The sequence below is a fragment of the Paenibacillus thiaminolyticus genome, assembly GCF_003591545.1.
Classification (GTDB): domain Bacteria; phylum Bacillota; class Bacilli; order Paenibacillales; family Paenibacillaceae; genus Paenibacillus_B; species Paenibacillus_B thiaminolyticus_A.
The window spans coordinates 77,257-95,931 of record NZ_QYZD01000005.1; the positions used below are offsets into that span (position 1 = coordinate 77,257).

The 18,675-nt window shown below is 55.9% G+C and carries 15 protein-coding genes; 2 read left to right on the forward strand and 13 right to left on the reverse strand.

Features of this window, described 5'->3' with window-relative positions:
- The first annotated feature begins 41 nt into the window (after window positions 1-41).
- Together DQX05_RS08130 and DQX05_RS08135 are read left to right on the forward strand one after the other, a co-directional pair.
- Window positions 42-1,067 (forward strand): alpha/beta hydrolase, encoded by a 1,026-nt coding sequence (locus DQX05_RS08130; RefSeq protein ID WP_182914673.1) that lies wholly within the window; start codon window positions 42-44, stop codon window positions 1,065-1,067.
- Window positions 1,068-1,171: 104 nt separating this feature from the next.
- A complete protein-coding gene (locus DQX05_RS08135) occupies window positions 1,172-2,608 on the forward strand; it encodes a VanW family protein (RefSeq protein ID WP_119792516.1) in 1,437 nt (478 codons plus the stop codon).
- 334 nt (window positions 2,609-2,942) lie between these two features.
- Here DQX05_RS08135 and DQX05_RS08140 read toward each other — a convergent pair whose 3' ends face one another.
- The 13 genes from DQX05_RS08140 to prfB all read right to left on the reverse strand — a co-directional run bounded on the left by DQX05_RS08140 (window position 2,943) and on the right by prfB (window position 18,610).
- On the reverse strand, window positions 2,943-4,118 hold the full coding sequence (locus DQX05_RS08140) for a KamA family radical SAM protein (protein ID WP_119792518.1): 1,176 nt from the start codon (window positions 4,116-4,118) through the stop codon (window positions 2,943-2,945).
- Window positions 4,119-5,205: 1,087 nt separating this feature from the next.
- A complete protein-coding gene (gene argH, locus DQX05_RS08150) occupies window positions 5,206-6,618 on the reverse strand; it encodes an argininosuccinate lyase (protein ID WP_119792522.1) in 1,413 nt (470 codons plus the stop codon).
- 99 nt (window positions 6,619-6,717) lie between these two features.
- On the reverse strand, window positions 6,718-7,974 hold the full coding sequence (locus DQX05_RS08155; RefSeq protein WP_119792524.1) for an argininosuccinate synthase: 1,257 nt from the start codon (window positions 7,972-7,974) through the stop codon (window positions 6,718-6,720).
- A 57-nt stretch (window positions 7,975-8,031) separates the two neighbouring features.
- On the reverse strand, window positions 8,032-8,982 hold the full coding sequence (argF, locus tag DQX05_RS08160) for an ornithine carbamoyltransferase (RefSeq protein ID WP_119792526.1): 951 nt from the start codon (window positions 8,980-8,982) through the stop codon (window positions 8,032-8,034).
- Between the two features lie 122 nt (window positions 8,983-9,104).
- The gene (locus DQX05_RS08165) at window positions 9,105-10,307 is read right to left on the reverse strand and encodes an acetylornithine transaminase (protein WP_119792527.1); all 1,203 of its coding nucleotides are present in this window, start codon (window positions 10,305-10,307) and stop codon (window positions 9,105-9,107) included.
- Window positions 10,304-11,161 (reverse strand): acetylglutamate kinase, encoded by an 858-nt coding sequence (argB, locus tag DQX05_RS08170; protein WP_119792529.1) that lies wholly within the window; start codon window positions 11,159-11,161, stop codon window positions 10,304-10,306. The genes DQX05_RS08165 and argB overlap by 4 nt, the downstream gene beginning before the upstream one ends.
- Window positions 11,162-11,266: 105 nt before the next feature.
- Complete coding sequence (gene argJ / locus DQX05_RS08175) at window positions 11,267-12,520, reverse strand: bifunctional glutamate N-acetyltransferase/amino-acid acetyltransferase ArgJ (RefSeq protein ID WP_119792531.1); 1,254 nt, start codon at window positions 12,518-12,520, stop codon at window positions 11,267-11,269.
- A 39-nt stretch (window positions 12,521-12,559) separates the two neighbouring features.
- A complete protein-coding gene (argC, locus tag DQX05_RS08180) occupies window positions 12,560-13,621 on the reverse strand; it encodes an N-acetyl-gamma-glutamyl-phosphate reductase (protein WP_119792533.1) in 1,062 nt (353 codons plus the stop codon).
- A gap of 239 nt (window positions 13,622-13,860) precedes the next feature.
- Window positions 13,861-15,075, reverse strand: coding sequence for a cation:proton antiporter (locus DQX05_RS08185; protein WP_087440198.1), 1,215 nt, complete (start codon window positions 15,073-15,075; stop codon window positions 13,861-13,863).
- 64 nt (window positions 15,076-15,139) lie between these two features.
- On the reverse strand, window positions 15,140-15,592 hold the full coding sequence (locus DQX05_RS08190; protein ID WP_119792535.1) for a cation:proton antiporter regulatory subunit: 453 nt from the start codon (window positions 15,590-15,592) through the stop codon (window positions 15,140-15,142).
- Complete coding sequence (locus tag DQX05_RS08195; RefSeq protein ID WP_119792536.1) at window positions 15,549-16,058, reverse strand: hypothetical protein; 510 nt, start codon at window positions 16,056-16,058, stop codon at window positions 15,549-15,551. The genes DQX05_RS08190 and DQX05_RS08195 overlap by 44 nt, the downstream gene beginning before the upstream one ends.
- A gap of 300 nt (window positions 16,059-16,358) precedes the next feature.
- Window positions 16,359-17,291: a YitT family protein gene (locus DQX05_RS08200; protein ID WP_119792538.1), complete on the reverse strand. Its 933-nt coding sequence runs from the start codon at window positions 17,289-17,291 to the stop codon at window positions 16,359-16,361.
- Between the two features lie 202 nt (window positions 17,292-17,493).
- Window positions 17,494-18,610 (reverse strand): peptide chain release factor 2 gene (gene prfB, locus DQX05_RS08205; protein ID WP_119792540.1). Its coding sequence is split into 2 segments (ribosomal slippage): window positions 17,494-18,537 and window positions 18,539-18,610, totalling 1,116 coding nucleotides; the frame shifts between segments, so codons are not numbered across the junction.
- Window positions 18,611-18,675 lie beyond the last annotated feature (65 nt).

Genomic DNA, 18,675 nt, shown 5'->3' on the forward strand with positions numbered 1-18,675 from the left:
GCCAAGCAAGCACGACAACGAGAAAGGAAGGGTTGATTCGAATGAAAACAAAGAAATCACGTCATCGAATAACACAACGGATACTTGGCGCGGCTATCGCGGCGATCTTGGTTATTCCTATACTGCTCATATATATCATCGGTCAGTTTACGCCCTCGCTTAACGCCCTGATCATTAAGCAGCTTTTCGAATGGAAGCCCTTTGCATCGCCCAGCAACATTGAGACAATCACTAAGCAAGTCCATATCGTAAAAGATGTTGTGTATGAGGAGCACGGACTGGAGAATAGCCTCCTCGATATTTACTATCCGAAAAAAGCTGACAAGGCTCTCCCCGTCATAATGTGGATACATGGAGGGGGATTCGTATCCGGGAATAAAGAGCAAACGCAAGAGTATGGAATGGCGCTCGCCAATGAAGGGTATGTCGTAGCCAATATCAACTACGCCCTTGCTCCGGGGCAAAAATATCCGGGGCCCGTCATTCAAGCCAACCAGGCGCTGAAATATTTGCAGGACCATATTGGGCAATACGGCGGCGATATGAGCCGATTATTTATTGGCGGCGATTCAGCGGGAGCCCAGATCGCCAGTCAAACCGCAGCTGTCATAACAAATGAAAACCTGGCAAATTCGATGGGGATACAGCCCTCCGTCGCGAAAAACCAGCTCAAAGGCGCCCTCTTATACTGTGGTCTTTACAATATGGATAGAATGACTCAGCCCCGGTCCTCTTTTATTCTGCGGCTTGGAGTGGAGTCGGTGTTTTGGTCCTATACGGGAGTCAAAGATTTCGCTACCTTCTCCCGGCTGGACGAGATGTCCACGATTAACCATATCACGCCGGATTACCCGCCTGTCTTTCTTACCGTGGGAGACGTCGATCCATTGGCGCCGCATTCCGCCGATCTCATCGACGTTCTCGTTCAGAACGGCGTCGAAGTGGATAGTGTATTATTTGAAGGCACCAATCCCGAGTTGGGCCATGAATATCAATTTGACTTTACTTCTCCTCATGCCGAAAAAACATTAGGGAGAACATTTGAATTTTTGAAAAATCATAGCTGAATGCCCAGTAACCGCCCCTGCGCTTTCCAAGTAAAGTTTGCCTCTTCCCGCGCATATAGTGAGAGAGACTGAATTTTACTTTCATCATGCAGGAGGCAATCGGTTTGAAAAAAATACATGCGCTATTCATCGTAGCCGCTTCGCTGCTGCTGGCCGTGACCGCCCTCTGGGGCTGGGCGAACAGCTATGCTTCGCAAGACCGCATTCCGCCGGATGTCCGGCTCTCTTCCTGGGAAGTGGGCGGGATGTCCTTTGCTGCCTTTCGCGAGGAACTGGATCAGCGGCTGCGGCAAGTGGAAGCGACGCCGGTGGAGGTCACCTTCGGCTCCAGCGGGGTAGCTCCGGTCAAGACGACCTTGGCCGCACTCGGGGTAACCTATGACGCGAAGTCGCTGTTGGCCGCGCTGAAGCCCTTGCAGGACGGGGCTCTCTGGGATCGGATAATGGCAAGAAGAAGCTTCAACAAGGAGTGGGAGCTGCAGTTTCATTGGAAAGCGAATGTGTGGAAGGAACGGTTTACGCCGGGCTGGGAGACGGCAAGCTTCGGAATGCCGGTCAATGCCTCGCGCGAGATTATGAAGGATGACCAGATTGCCTATACGCCGGAGCGGCAAGTATACCGCGTCGATCGGATGCAGCTGGAGCAGTTGATTCGGGCAGCCATTCCTCCGGTCTGGTATGAAGGAGGAGCCATCCGCATCGAAGCCCCCCTGGTGCTCACGGATCCGCCGGTAACGGTCGCCTCCCTGAAGGCGGAAGGGATCGAGCGGAAAATTATCGAGTTCTCGACCGGCTTCGCCAAGTCTGAGGACGGGCGCACGCATAATGTCGTAGCGGCCGCCCAAACGATCGACGACATGATATTGAAGCCAGGCGACATTTTCGATTATGACAAAGTGATCGCGGAGACAGAGAAGAAGTACGGCTTCAAGGAAGCTCCTGTCATTTATAACGGCAAATTGGTGCCCGGCATCGGCGGCGGCATCTGCCAAGTCTCGAGCACGCTCTACAATGCGGTGCTTAGGACTGGACTGGAAATCGTCGAACGGCGCAATCATTCCTTGCCCGTCTCGTACCTGCCTCTGGGGCTGGACGCGACCTTTTCCCAAGGGTATATCAATTTCAAGTTCAAAAACTCTACCGGCAAGCACCTCCTTATCCGGACCGAGACCGAAGATGGGCGCTTGACGATCAAATTTTTCGGTACGATGGATAAGAACCTCTCCTATAAAATGGAGACGAAAACCGTCAAGGTGCTGGATCCGCAAGTAAAGTACGTCAAAAACCCGAATCTGACTTCCGGCACGGAGCAGGTGCTGCAGCAGGGCAAAAAAGGATATGTCGTCGAGTCGTACCGCATTAAAATGGTGGACGGCAATGAGGTGGAGCGCGAGCGTATTGCGATGGATACCTACCAGCCTCAGCCGTCGCTGGTTGCCGTGAACAACGGCAGCGGGACCGTTCCTGCGAAGCCGAAGACGGAGAAGGAACCGATTCTGGAGGATGGAATCAATGGGCCTGATTTCAAGCCGAATACTTGATCGGATCCCGTGACGTGGGGAACGCCGCTTGGATACCTTGCAGACGTAGTGGGTGGCATACTAACAGCCTTGACCGTATGGGGCCAAGGCTGTTCCCTGTCCAATATGATGTTCTTATGGGTCGCCCTACCGTCATGCGGTGAGCGCCGCCTCTTCATAAGAATGAAGTTGGATCCGGATACAAGGCGATCAATTGCAGTTCGCCGCCATTCCCTGTAGTCGGTCGTCCGAGGTTGTTGGCCTTTCCACAGATGGACAGGCCAGGCTGTTCACTGGAACCGGGAGCGGTCAACTGAAACACCAAGTCGGACAATCGACAGGGCGGAACTTTGCATTACGCATCCCTCTTCGTTCGACGCTCCGGCATATCAGGCAGCGCATTGACGGACACGACGTCCTCGCTCTTCTTCACCGGCGGCGTCCAGAACTGCTCGTTCCCCGGCAGATCATCGAACCAAGCCGCGTCGTCCGGACAATCCAGTACCATGAAGCGCCCATATTGGTTGTCACGGGATTGATGATATTTCAGATACGCCTTGCCGTCTTCGATTGCGAGAATCTCGATCTTCCCTGACGTATGGCTCATCGAGAGGCGGACCCGCTTCCCTAAGCCGGAAGTCTTCGCCTTCGCTTCCTCTACCAGGCGGTATACATCCTTCAGCGGAAGCACGAACTCGCGATTCCCCGCTACCGGGCGGTTGACGAAGAAATAATAAGGCGTCACGCCTGCCCAGGACAGCTTGTCAAGCAGCTCGCCGAGCACATCGGCATTGTCATTGATGCCACGGAGAATAGGCGTCTGATTGACAACGATGGCGCCGGCCTGATGAAGCGCTTCGAAGCCCCGCTTCGCTTCCGCCGTAATCTCGCGCGGGTGGTTAATATGAGCCATCACATAGATGCGCTTGTCCGCCGAGGAGAATTCGCGGATCGTCTCCAGCAGTGCTTCGTCTTCATAGATTCGCATCGGATTGAAAACGGGCATTTTAGATCCCAAGCGAATAATTTGCACATGCGGGATGGCGCGAAGGCGTTCCAGAATCATTCTAAGCTTCGGTGTCGCGAGGATGAGGCTATCCCCGCCGGTTAACAGGACATTGTTGATTTCGGGGTGGTTGGCAATATAGGCCAAGCCGGGATTGACATCGGACATTGCTTCTTTGACATCGTTGCGGAAGAGACGCTTGCGGAAGCAGTATCGGCAATAAGCGCCGCATACCTCCGACACAATTAACAAGGCGGTGGTGCCATACTTGTGCTGGCAGCCGGGGACGACATAGTTGGTGTCCTCATCCGAGGCATCCCAACGGCCGTACTCCTGCAGTTCACCCGTGTTCGGAATCACTAGCTTCCGAATGGGGTCATCGGGGTCGTTCCAATCAATGAGGTTCAAATAATAGTCATTTACACGAAATACGAACTTTTCCGTGATCTGCTTCAGCCTTTTCCTTTCCGTCTCGGGTATCTGCGTGATCTTCTCGATGTCGGTAACGTACTTCGGCATAGGCATGGACATCCCTCCTGTAGAAAGTTGTATCAGCCAATGAAAGCGCCTTCTCTTTATTATACAACAAGTAACATATGGTGGCAAATGAAGGTCTTGTTAACATTTACGTTTAGGTTCCGCCAATTGGTACCATTTTCCTCTAGGAGGGCATGTCTCGGATGCTCTTTTGACCAGTCTCCCATCGAGTCAGGTACCCTTCGATTGCTCTTTTGGCCAATATCCCATCCGGTCAGGTACACCTCCGAATGCTCTTTTGACAATCTCCCACCCGGTCAGGTATACCTCCGGTTGCTCTTTTGGCCGGTATCCCATCCAGTCAGGAACTCCCTCGCTACGCAAGTCTTTTGAACGACCATCATTGCTACCTTTCTTACTTTTAGAGTACGACTTGGCCTGTTACCATCGGAGAGCACGGCAAGGAAAAAGAAGCAATGCTTGCAGGGGCTAGATTCTGAATAAAGGGGATTTGCCTATAAGGGGCCCGCCAGATATCATTTTGACCCTAGGAGAAAATATACATTAAGAGCCTTATATACAGAAACTATTCCTGAGGAAGTTGAAATCCTGTGAATAAGCGAGTATGCAAGAGAAATGTGCTGCCTCTAGAGGGAGCCACAGGGAGATCGTTCGCGAGGGATTCCGCATCTACCGGCTTCTGAGCTTAGGGGAGAATGCATGTAAGGAAGTGAGTACATACCTTACTCTGGTCGTAGAGTTGGTTGCATCTAAGGATCTGCATAGATACGCGTACGCATTCCTGAACGATGGGGAGAGTGGCTATAAGACGCTCCATCCACACGAAATTCCTGGACAGAAGAGGATTACGTAACAGGCACAGCACCAAAACCTACTTCTGAACGACGGGGAGAGGGTGCCTCCGGACTTTTCACAGCAAAGGACAGATAACAACCTAACAACAACGGCCTGTTGTCCCACTCGAAAAAAAGATCCCTGCCGCATCAGGCAGGGACCTCTAATATTGCCTTGGCATGCGTCAGCGCCTCACGGGACGCTATTAACGCATGCCTAGCGTTATAACGGAAAGGGTAAGGCCCATTTTCATGAACCGATGTACCCGATATTTAAACGGTTATGCATTCGGCAGCTTCTCCTGCACCCAGGCCGCCGTCTTCGCCGTTGCTTGCTCGGCTCGGGCGATCGCCGCCTGCACCTGACCGGTCGCGGTGCCGCCATATACGTTGCGGGCGTTGACCACGTTCTCCGGCTGCAGCACCGTATAGATGTGCTCGTCGAACAACGGGGAGAAGTACTGGAATTCTTCCAGGGTTAGATCGAGCAAGAACTTGTTCCGCTCGATGCAGTAGAGCACCGTCTTGCCGATCACTTCATGCGCCTGCCGGAACGGCAAGCCTTTGTTCACGAGGAAGTCGGCGATGTCGGTCGCGTTGGAGAAGTCCTGTCGAACCGCATCGGCCATCCGGCCGCGGTTGACCTTCATCGTGCCGATCATTGGCGCGAACAGGCGCAGCGCTCCATCGAGCGTGTCGACCGTATCGAACATGCCTTCCTTGTCTTCCTGCATGTCTTTGTTGTACGCGAGCGGCAGCGCCTTGAGCACAGTCAGCATGCCGACGAGATGCCCGTACACGCGTCCGGTTTTGCCCCGCACCAGCTCGGCCACATCCGGATTTTTCTTCTGCGGCATAATGCTGGAGCCCGTGCAGAACGCATCATCCAGCTCGATGAACTGGAACTCGGTACTTGACCAGAGCACCATCTCCTCGCACAGGCGGGACAAGTGCATCATAATGAGCGACGCGTTCGAGAGGAACTCGACGATGAAGTCGCGATCGCTCACCGCATCGAGGCTGTTCTCGTACACGCGGTCGAAGCCGAGCTGCTCAGCGACCAGATGCCGGTCAATGGCGAAGGTCGTCCCCGCCAAGGCGCCGGCGCCGAGCGGCAGAACATTGATCCGCTTGTAGCTGTCGATAAGGCGCTCGATATCGCGCTCGAACATGGATACGTACGCCATCAAATGATGGGCGAACAGGATCGGCTGCGCCCGCTGCAAATGTGTGTATCCCGGCACGATCGTGTCGATATTTTCCTTGGCCTGCTTGATAAGTGCGTTCTGCAGGTCAGCCAGCAGGCCGACGAAGGAGACGACATGCTTGCGCAAGTAGAGATGCATATCGGTTGCCACCTGATCGTTGCGGCTCCGTCCCGTATGCAGCTTCCCGCCGACCGGGCCGACGATTTCTATCAGCGCCTTTTCGATATTCATATGGATATCTTCATCAGATACGGAATATTCCATCTCGCCGTTCCGAATCCGGTTCAATACTTGATTCAATCCGTTCTTAATGGTCTCGACATCGTCCTGCGGTAGAATTCCGCAGCGGCCCAGCATCGTGACATGCGCGAGGCTGCCCTGAATGTCTTCTTCTGCCATCAATTTGTCAAATGAGATCGAGGCCGTATATTGTTCCACCAGCTCGTTCGTCTGCTTCGTGAACCGGCCGCCCCATAATTTGCTCACCCTGTAACCCCCTCCACCTTGCTTGAACCCGTGCCTGCGGCAAGCGGCGGCAGCTGCCGTGCGCAGCTCCCGAGCCTCCGCCTGCCTGTTCCGTGCCGTCTATTGTTCCAGCTTCGCTCCGTGCACGCTGGCGCCATGGATGCCGGATGCGACCTTCAGCCGCAGCGCGTTCAGATGAATGAAGCCGGTCGCATCATTCTGATCGTAAGCCTGGGTCGGATCGGCTTCCATCGTCGCGATATCCGGATTGTACAGGCTCAACGGGCTCTGCACCCCGGCGCCGAGGACATTGCCTTTGTACAGCTTCAGACGAACGGTGCCTGACACATGCTTCTGGCCCTCGTCCACGAGCGCTTGAATCGCAAGGCGTTCCGGTGCGAACCAGAAGCCGTTATACACGATCGAGCTATACTTCGGAATGAGCGAGTCACGCAGATGCATCACTTCGCGGTCCATCGTGAGCGACTCCATTTTCCGGTGTGCGGTGAACAGAATCGTGCCGCCCGGCGTCTCGTATACGCCCCGGCTCTTCATGCCGACGAAGCGGTTCTCGACCATGTCGACGCGGCCGATGCCGTGCTTGCCGCCAAGCTCATTGAGCTTGTTCATCACCTGCAGCGGCGTAAGACACTCCCCGTTGACCGCGACGCAATTCCCCTGCTCGAAGGTCAATTCGACGTACTCGGCTTCGTCTGGCGCGTCTTCCGGCGCCACGCTCAGCACGTACATTTCCTTGTTGCTGTCGGCAGCCGCGTCGAACCACGGGTCCTCCAGCATGCCGCTTTCGAAGCTGATATGAAGCAGGTTGCGGTCGGTCGAGTACGGCTTCGCCGCCGATGCCTGCACCGGAATGCCATGCTTCTCCGCATAAGCGATCATCTCGGCACGGCCCGGGAATTGGGCCCGGAACTCTTCGGAGCGCCATGGGGCGATCACTTCGATGTCCGGCGCCAGCGACGCGACAGCCAGCTCGAAGCGCACCTGATCATTGCCTTTGCCCGTCGCGCCATGCGCGATGAACTTGGCCCCTTCCTTGCGGGCGATCTCAACCATGCGCTTCGCAATCAGCGGCCGCGCGATACTCGTGCCGAGCAAATATTGGCCTTCGTACAGGGCGCCCGCCTGGAACATCGGATAGATGAAATCGCGAGCGAACTCCTCCTGGAGATCGTCGATATATACTTTGGATGCACCGGTAGCGATCGCCTTCGCTTCGAGGCCGTCCAGTTCTTCCTTCTGGCCCACATCTGCGGTGAACGCGATAATTTCGGCGTCATAGGTTTCTTTTAACCAGGTTAAAATGACCGACGTATCGAGGCCGCCCGAATACGCCAATACGATTTTGATCTTTTCCACTTCTATCTCCCCCGTTCCTCTTCATCCCGTTCCTGCAATAGTATTCCGGCTATCCCGTTATCCCATCAAAGCCGCCAAGATCGCCTTCTGTGCGTGCAAGCGATTCTCCGCCTCGTCGAAAATAACCGAATTGCCGCCGTCAATAACGCCCGCGCTTACCTCTTCGCCGCGATGCGCCGGCAGGCAATGCATGAAGATGTAATCCGGCTTCGCATAGCGCACGAGGTCCTCGTTCACCTGGAAGCTCTTGAACGCTTGCTCCCGTTCCTTCTGCTCTTCCTCGAAGCCCATGCTTGCCCACACATCCGTGTAAATGACATCCGCAGCCGCGGCCGCTTCGGCAGGATCCTGAGTGACAAGCAGTTCCGCTCCGGTCAGGCCGGCCTGCTCCTTGCATTGGGCAATCACATTTGCATCCGGCGCGTACCCTTCCGGCGAAGCGACAGCCATGTTGACACCCAGCTTCGCCGCGCCCATCATAAGCGAGTACGCCATATTGTTGCCGTCGCCGATATAAGCGACTTTCAAGCCGGCGAGACGGCCTTTATGCTCGAGAATCGTCTGGTAGTCGGCCAGCACCTGGCAAGGATGGCTCATATCCGTCAGTCCGTTGATGACCGGAATCGTCGCGCTACGAGCCAGATCAATGACCGTGCGATGGGCGAACGTTCGAATCATGATGCCGTCCAGATAGCGGGACATCACCTGCGCCGTATCCGAGATCGTCTCTCCACGCCCTAACTGCAGATCGTTTTTGCTCAAAAAAAGCGCATGGCCGCCCAACTGGTACATTCCCACCTCGAAGGAGACACGCGTCCGGGTGGACGACTTCTCGAAAATCATGCCGAGCGTCTTGCCCGCCAGCGGATGGTACACCTCGCCCGCCTTCTGCTTGCGCTTGAGTTCGATCGCCAAATCGATTAAGTATTCCAGCTCTTCCTTCGTATAATCAGCCAGCGCGATGAAATCGCGTCCGCGCAAATCAAACTTCGCCTCTGTCAATGTCATAAAAGCCACCTCCGTGATCTGTCTCGTCGCGGCGGTTCAACCGCGAATCTATTCCTGTTGCGCCTTCAATGAACGAAGCCCCAGGCCACAAGCGCCCGGCAGGCTCCGGCTGTGGTATTGATTTATACGAGCGCCTTCGCCAGCGAATGCTCCTCCAGCACTTGATGTAGAATCGAGACCGCCTCATCGATCTCCTCCGGCGTTACGAGCAGATTCGGCAGCAGCCGGACAACGTTCGGACCAGCCGTAATGACGAGCAGTCCGGCGGCGCGGGCGGCTTCCACGATGTCCGCGGCCGGCTCGCTGCATTCGATGCCGATAATGAGCCCCAAGCCGCGAACATCCTTCACCACCGGCACGTCGCTCAGCTTCACCTTCAGCGAGTTCAGCAGATACGCTCCGCGCTCCGCCGCCCGCTGGGCGACCTTCTCCTCGATCATCGTCTCCATCGTGCCGATGACCGCGGACATCGCGAGCGGATTGCCGCCGAAGGTCGAGCCGTGGCTGCCGGGGCCGAACGCTTCGCGCAGATGCTCTCTGGCGAGCATCGCGCCGACCGGGAAGCCGCTGCCCAGCCCCTTCGCTACGGTGAATATGTCGGGCTCGAGCCCGTAATGCTCATGCGCGAACAGCGCTCCCGTGCGGCCCATGCCCGTCTGCACCTCGTCGATGATAAGCAGCAGCCCATGCTCGGCGCATAACTTCGCCACTTCCTGGGCGAAGGCCGCCTTAATCGTATGCACGCCGCCTTCGGCCTGTACGATCTCCAGCATAATAGCGGCTGTCTTATCGTTCACGGCCGCCCGCAGGCTCTCGATATCGTTGAATGACACATAGCGGAAGCCTTCCGGTAACGGGTGAAAGCCTTCCTTCACCTTGTCCTGCCCCGTCGCTGTCAGCGTCGCCAGCGTCCGGCCGTGGAACGACTGCTGGAACGAAATGATCTCATATCGTTCGCTCTTCGCCACCTTGGCGTGATAGCGGCGGGCCAGCTTGATGGCGGCCTCGTTCGCCTCCGCTCCACTGTTGCAAAAGAAGACCGCATCCGCGCAGGTATGCTTCGTCAGCCATTCGGCCGCCTGCTCCTGCTGCGGAATGCGGAACAGGTTGGAGACATGCCAGAGCGTCTCCAGTTGCTCCTGCACGCGTGCCTTGACCCGCTCCGGCACATGCCCGAGATTCGCCACGGCGATGCCGCTCATGAAGTCGAGATACGAGTTATCCCGATCATCCCACAATCGGCTGCCGCTTCCTTTCACGAGTGTCATTGGATAGCGCGCATAGGTTGGCAATAATGATGATGTTACGTTGTCCGCCTGTGTCACTGTACTCCCTCCCTATCTTGTTCCTGCACGATTCGCGTGCCAATAATCTCACCGCTCATCAGGCGGCGCAATATTCCGGGCTCCGCCCCGTCGGCGATGACGACTTCCTTCACTCCTCCCGCCATGCACTGCATCGCGGCGCGAACCTTCGGAATCATCCCACCGTAAATCTCTCCGCTCGCGATCATCGACTCCATCGCCTCTGTCGTCACGACGGGAAGGACGGTGCGAACGCCGTCGTTCATCTTCATAATTCCCGGCACATCGGTAATGACGATAAGCCGCTCCACGCCGAGATGCGCAGCAACCGCGCCGGCCGCCGTATCCGCATTAATGTTGTAGCGCTGTCCGCCGCCGTCGAGTCCGATCGGCGCGATTACCGGCATATACTGTTGGCCGATCATCGCCTCAACTAACTCGGCATTTACCTGCGTTACATCGCCGACGAAGCCGACTTCCGCCTGATTGGCGACCGGCCGGGCCTGAATGAGCCCGCCGTCCGTTCCCGATAGGCCGACCGCACGCGCACCCGTCCCGGTCAAGCGCCGGACAATCTGCTTGTTGATCTGTCCGGCCAGCACCATTTCCACAACGTCCAGCACGGCCTCATCCGTCTTGCGCAGCCCGCCTACGAATTCGCTCTCGATGCCGAGCTTGTCGAGCATCGCCGAGATCGCCGGACCGCCGCCGTGCACGATGACCGGCATCGTGCCTTCCGCCTGCAGCTGCGTCAGCTGCTGATAGAATGTATCGGGCAGCGCCGCCAGAGTGCTGCCGCCGCATTTCATAACGAACCGTTCCGTCCGTACGAAGTGCAGCGTCTCGGTTCCCTGCTCCTGCTCCTGAGACAACATGTGCAAGGTCCATCCCCCTCTCCACCGGGAAGCTAATCTCTCTTTAAGCCTATCTATATTCTTAGCGGTATAAAAGATTCATCCTCTCCATTATCCAACGCCTATCTACGTCCGGTAGGCCGCATTGATGCGGACATAATCATAGGTTAGGTCGCAGCCCCATGCCGTCGCTGCGCCGGTGCCCATATGGAGGTCGACGTGGATATGAACCGTGTCACCCTTCAAATAATCCAGCGCCGCCTCTTCATCGAACGGGACCGGCGTCGATTGCTTCAGCACCTCGATCGGCCCGATATGAATATCGACGGTGTCAACGTTCACCGGCTGGCCCGAATAGCCAACCGCCGCGATAATCCGCCCCCAGTTCGCATCCGCGCCGAAAGCGGCGGACTTGACAAGGCTGGAGCCGATAATCGACTTCGCAATCGCCCGGGCCGCATCCTCGGTCACCGCGCCGGTGACGTTCACCTCGATGAGCTTCGTCGCCCCTTCGCCGTCGCGAGCTATCGCCTGCGCCAGCTGGCCGCAAATGTAGCGGAAGGCGGCGGCGAACGTCGCCCAATCCGGATGACCCTCGTGTAGCGGTTCATTGCCCGCCAGACCGCTGGCCATCGCGAGCAGCATATCGTTCGTGCTCGTGTCGCCATCCACCGTGATCATATTGAACGTCACGTCGGTCGTCTGCCGCAGCAGCCGCTCCAGTGCGGATCGCTCAATCGCCGCGTCAGTCGTCACGAAGCCGAGCATCGTCGCCATGTTCGGATGAATCATGCCTGAACCTTTGGCCGCGCCTGCAACAGTCACGCTCTTGCCGTTCACCGTTACCGCCGCGCAGGCTTCTTTCTTGACGAGATCCGTCGTCAGAATCGCTTGCGCGAACTGCTCGGCGCCATCCGCTTCCGCCGTCAGCCGGGCAGGCAAAGCCGCCATGCCCCGCTCGACGCACTCCATCTTCAGCGGCTCGCCGATAACGCCGGTCGAAGCGACCGCCACCTCATGCGGCGCGAAGCCCAACTGCGCGGCGAAGCCGCTGCGCATGCGGTCCGCATCCGCCTCGCCCTGCTTGCCGGTGCAGGCGTTGGCGTTGCCGCTGTTGACGAGCACGGCGCGCAGCGTGCCGGCTTCCGCCAGGCTGGCGCGGGTCACGGCCAGCGGGGCGGCCTGGAAGGCGTTCGTCGTGTAGACCGCCGCCGCCGTCGCCGCCACGTCGCATACGATGGCGCCGAGATCATTGCGATCGGTTTTTTTCAGTCCGCAATGGAGCCCCCCGGCCCGGAAGCCAAGCGGTGTCGTGACGGAACCGGGAATTATCTCATAGGGCGCCTCTGTGGCGGTAAGCAGATTCCCTCTATTTTTCATAAGGCATCGACCTTCTTCTTCTGAAATGGTAAGTTGCAGTTATGGGTAGACCGGAGCGAGCTGGAGTCCGCTACTCTCCTCCCAGCCCATCATCAGATTCAAATTTTGGATGGCCTGCCCGGCCGCTCCCTTGACGACGTTGTCGAGGACGGAAATGACCGTCACCCGCTTCGTTCGCACATCAACCGCGAAGCCGATATCGCAATAGTTGGAGCCGAATACTTCCTTCGTCGCCGGCAGCTCCCCTTGCGGGCGAATGCGGACGAAGCGCCGCCCCGCGTAGCTCTCCTGATAAAGCCGAATGAAGTCCTGCTCCGTATACTCCCCGGTCAGCGTGGCGTACATCGTGCACAGAATGCCGCGCGTCATCGGCGTCAGATGGGTCGTGAAGGTCACGGTCACTGGCGCTCCCGCGGCTTCGCCCAGCAGCTGCTCGATCTCCGGGATATGCTGGTGCTTATTCACCTTGTAAGCCTTGAAGTTCTCGTTCATCTCAGCGTAATGAACATTCAGGCTCACGCCCCGGCCTGCCCCGGACACGCCGGACTTGGCATCGATAATGATCGACGCCGGATCGATCCAGCCCGCCTGCACCGCAGGCGCAAGTCCCAGCAGCGCGGCCGTCGTGTAGCAGCCCGGATTGGAGATCAGCCTTCGTCCCTTCACCTGCTCCGCGCGGTCGCTCCACTCGCACAGGCCATAGACCGCTTCCTCCAACAGCTCGGCGGATGGCGCCTCATGCTTATACCATTTCGTATACTCGGCCCCGTCCCTCAAGCGGAAATCCCCGGATAAATCGATGACCTTGAGTCCCGCCTCCAGCAGCTGCGGCACGAGCTTGGCGCTGACGCCCGAAGGCGTCGCCGTAAATACAATCTCGGCCTTGCTCTTGATAAGCTCCGGGTCGACCCCATCTAGCGTGTCGGTCACGATCTCATGCAGATGCGGAAATCCGGCGGTTATCGGTGTCCCGGCGCTCGATGCCGAGATGACGGACGCAATATCCACATGCGGGTGATTCAGCAGCAGGCGAATCAACTCCACACCGCCATAGCCCGTCGATCCGACAATCGCCACCTTCAATGCCTGTTCCTTCCCCATATCTCCCTCTCTCCATTTCTCTGCCTCTCAGTAGAAAATACGTTCCGGCGCAATAATTTATGTATCATTATACATCTGGATTTATATAAATACAATCACTTTTCCAATTTTCCATGCTTGCCCCCTCTACAAAGGAAAAAGGCATGGGGAGCGAAGCCGTGGGCTTCTCCTCCTCATGCCTTTTTCATATAAGTGTATACACGCTTCCGCTACCCGCTCCAATCTATGCGGAGAACGGATTACATTCCCTTATGCTGCTGCTTCGGCTTTGGCTTCTGCCTCGGCTTGCCGAACAATCCGTATATTCGCTCTGACTCCTTGGTCAGCAGCGGGCCCAAGACAGCCAATATAAGCACATACAGTACGGCGAACGACTGAACGACTGGCAGCAGTCCGCCCATTTTCCCGATATTGGCCATAATGATTGAGAATTCGCCCCTGGATACGAGCGTAAAGCCGATGTTTATCGAGGCACGCCCGGAAATGCCGGCCACGCGTCCCGCGATATAGCCGGAGAGCATATTTCCGATAATCGTAAGCAGAACCCCCAGCAAAGCTACCCATACCGCCCCGAACAGCGAGGTCGGGTCAATCGTCAAGCCGAAGCTGAAGAAGAAGATCGCTCCGAACAAGTCGCGGAACGGCAGTATATAATGCTCAATCCGCTTCACATGGCTCGATTCCGCAAGCACCATCCCGACCATCAAGGCCCCGATTGCCTCCGCGACATGGAAGGTCTCCGAGAAGCCCGCTGTCAGGAACAGTGCCGAGATAATGACGAGCAGGAACAGCTCCGCCGACTTGATATTCAGCCCTTTGTCGATAAAAGGAATGAACCTTCGCCCGATGAACAGGAAGAGCAGAATGAAGATTAAGGCCGACAGTGAAGTCAGGAGCACGCTCCAGAATGAGCTGTCTCCGCTCAGCACAAGCCCGGACAAAATCGAAATATGCACGGCGATGAATAAATCATCGAACATAATCATGCCCATAATAATCTCGGTCTCGGGGTTGGCTGTCCGCTTCAGATCGACGAGCACCTTCGCCACGATGGCGGTGGACGAGCTCGTCATGATGCCGCAGATAACCATCGTCTCTTTGAGCGGGAAGCCCATCAGCCATCCGAGCAGCAGACCCGAGACAAAGTTGATCCCGATGTAGCACAGCCCGCCGACGACAATCGATTTGCCCGACTTCAGCAACCGTGTGACGGAGAACTCCAACCCGAGATAGAATAGCAGGAACAGCACGCCAATGCGTCCCATGAAATCAATAAATACTCCGCTCTCAATGAAGCGCAAGTCGATGACTCCGAAATGAGGAGCGTGCGGTCCGACGGCCATCCCAATCAAAATATAGAACGGGATGACCGAGAACCGGAGCTTGTTCGACACGAGTCCTACGATCGTAATTAAGGCTATCGCCAGTCCAATTTCAAAAATTAATGTATCCATATATCCCCCTTTGTACATAGGGATAGCAGCATATATCGATGCGGCTTAGCGCCGCGTCCCCTCATCAACTTTCATCGCATCCAGTAGACAAAAATGCTTTCAGCGCTTTCAGGTGCTGCCTTTCCCCGGTGACTACCAGCGTCGTATTCGGTGCAAATTGATAATCCGGACCCGGATTAATGTGCTTCGATTGGTTCTTCTCGACTACGGCGATGATGGTCGCGCCCGTTTGTTCGCGGATCTTCAATTCCCCGATGCGTTTGCCGATGCATTTTGCATGCGAATCCAGTTTGTACCATTCAATGACAAGATCGTTCAGTGCCATCTCTACCGTTTCCAGTGCTTTCGGTTGATAATTCATTCCGCCGATAATACCGGCGATCATGCGGGCCTCCTCATCCTCCAACGTTACCGTCGACAGAATAAGCTCGGGATCTTCCTCGTCGAAATGGTACATTTCCCGGCGCCCGTCGTCATGAATAATAATGACCAGCTTGTCTCCGCTCTCTGTCTCCATAGAATACTTCCGACCAATTCCCGGTAAATCCGATTGCCTGATATTCAATGTGATTCCCTCCACTATCGTAATGATTCAGCTTTTTGCTCCCGGCTTTGCCAGCAGTGCGCATGGCTTTGTCTACAAACGCCGAGGTGAATTTTACGGGCATGAGAAATAAACATTTGAGCGCAATCGCAATAAATGCCAAAAAATGAAAGATATGAGGTGTAATTTCAGATGGAGTGTTCCATTTTAGAATCGAGGGGGTCGTAATAATCGGGGGCGGGCCGACGAACTTCACCCTGACGTTCGGCCTCGTGATAACAATGGTATGCGTATACGGTTCAGCCACTTGCTTCGGCGACTCGTCCGTAACCGGATGAAAATCAACGTGCATCGGCATGATAATCGAGGTGACGAGAATAAGCACCACGATGAGAAGCGCGCACGGATTGCCACGGATTCGATTGTTCGTAACTGCCATTCATGCACCTCCCATAACTCAGTCATCAATCGGCCGGTTAGTTCATGCCGTGGTTCTGGCAGATGAATCTTATCCATCCCCTATCCATCGTATATATATGATGGAATCATTCATAGGAGTCGTCTACTTTTGTAAAAAGAGTTTCTTCCCATATGTAGGTAACAATTCTGTAATAATCGTACCATCGGCTGACTACCCAAGTCAAGAAAGTTTACATAAATTCATGTAGAAAAGAGTCTGAACATTCGTCAAATGTCCAGACCCTGCCTGATGAGGGATATATTGTGGTTGTTACTCCGCTTACGGCTTGTCGGGAGCCAGCTTGAACCCTTCTCCCAGCACTTCATTCGTGTCGCTAATAATGACGAAAGCTTGCCGATCGACAGAGCGGACCAGCTCCTTCAGCCTGATAATCTCCGTCTGGCCGACGACGACCATCAATACGGTTCTTCCTTCTCCCGTGAAGCCGCCTTCCCCGCGCAGCTTCGTCAACCCGCGATCGAGATCATGCAGGATAACCTCCGACATGCGCTCAGCCTCCTCGCTGATGATGAAGGCGACCTTCGTCGAGCCAAGGCCGACCTGGACGATATCGATTGTCTTGCTCGTAATGAATAGCGCGATGAGCGCATACATGGCGCTTTCGAACGAGAGCATGAAGCCAGCCAGCGCGATGATAACGCCGTCGCAGATTGCGACGGACAGCGAGAGGCTGATGCGTCCGTACCGGTGCAGCAGCTGCGCCGAGATGGCGTTGCCCCCTGTCGAGCCGCGCCCGCGGAAGACGATGCCGAGACCCAGGCCGATGCCGATGCCGCCGAATATGGACGCCAGCAGCGGGTTATCTGTCGCTGGCTCGATATGGCTCGTCAGAAAAATAAAGGTCGGCAGCGCCAGCGAGCCGACGAATGTCCGTACGCCGAACTGCTTGCCGAGCAGCAGAAGGCCGATAATGAATAACGGAATATTGAAGGCATACTGAGTGTAGGCCGGGTTCCAGCCGAATTGCTTTTCCAGCAGAATGGATAGACCTGAGATACCGCCGGAGGCAATGCGGTTCGGCAGCATCAGACTGTTGAACGTGAGCGCCATAATGAACGCGCCGACCAAAATCCAGCCATAATCAAGAACGACTCGGAGCGGATGATGATAGGGCAGCCGGGGCTCCCGGCGCCGCAGCTTGCGGGAAGATGCCGATGAGGCTTGTGCTTGAGATTGGGATTGAGTTGGCATTACGATTGCGTCTCTCCTTCGTCACCATAATTGCAGAGCATGGACCGCGTCCATGATAGTATTGCATTCCGGCCAACGCTCTAGTAAAGTGAAGCGTTGCCGTGCAGAAAAAAACCTGCCCCGATGTGAACATCGGCGCAGGTGGCAAGTCGGTCTATATTAGAGCGAGTTCAACAAGTCGGGTCGTTGTGAACAGCCTCTATTAAGATTCGGAAGCGGGTTGGATTAATGTGCGCAAATACGCTTCAATGAATTCGTCGATGTCGCCGTCCATGACGGCGCCGACGTTGCCCGTCTCCACCTGGGTGCGATGATCCTTGACCATGCTGTACGGGTGAAACACATACGAACGGATCTGGCTGCCCCACGCGATATCCATCTGATCGCCGCGGATCTCGGCAAGCTGCTTCTGCTGCTCTTCAATCTTGCGTTCGTACAATTTGGATCGCAGGAGGGTCATCGCCCGTTCGCGGTTTTTGATCTGGGAGCGTTCCGTCTGGCATGTCACGACGATGCCGGTCGGAATATGCGTAATCCGCACGGCCGAATCCGTCGTATTGATATGCTGACCGCCGGCGCCGCTGGCCCGGTACGTATCAATCTTCAAGTCCTCTGTCCGCACCTCGATGTCGACATCATCCGTAATCTCGGGAACGACGTCGCAGGAGACGAAGGACGTGTGGCGTCTGCCCGAAGAATCGAATGGAGAGATGCGCACCAGCCGGTGAACGCCTTTCTCCGCCTTCAAGTAGCCGTACGCGTTGTATCCTTTGATAAGCAGCGTCACGCTCTTGATGCCGGCTTCATCCCCTGGAAGGTAGTCCAGCACCTCGACCTTGAAGCCCCGCTGCTCGGCCCAGCGCGTATACATGCGCAGCAGCATTTGGCCCCAGTCCTGCGACTCAGTGCCGCCTGCGCCCGGATGAAGCTCCAGAATGGCATTCATCTTGTCGTACGGCTCGCTGAGCAGCAGTTGAAGCTCGAACTGCTCGACCCGCTCGTACAGCTGCTTGACGCTGTCTGTCAGCTCTTGGGCCAGGCCTTCGTCATTTTCCTCGTCGGCCAGCTCCAGCATCATCTGCGTGTCCTCGTGGTCCTGCTGCAGCTTGCTGTACTCCTCGACAATACCCTTGATGGCGTTAAGCTCGCTAATAATGCCTTGCGCCCGTTCATTGTCATCCCAGAAGTCCAGTGCCGACATCTTCTCTTCATAGTTCGATATCATCTCTTGCTTCAGATCGAAGTCAAAGAGACCCCCTAAGGTTGGTCAATTTGGCTGCGATATCCCGCAATTGATGGCGTACACTTGCATCAATCATTTGCTGTCACCTCGACCATAGTGTATGGGAAGGGAAGTCATTCCATTCCCTCCGATCCGAATAAC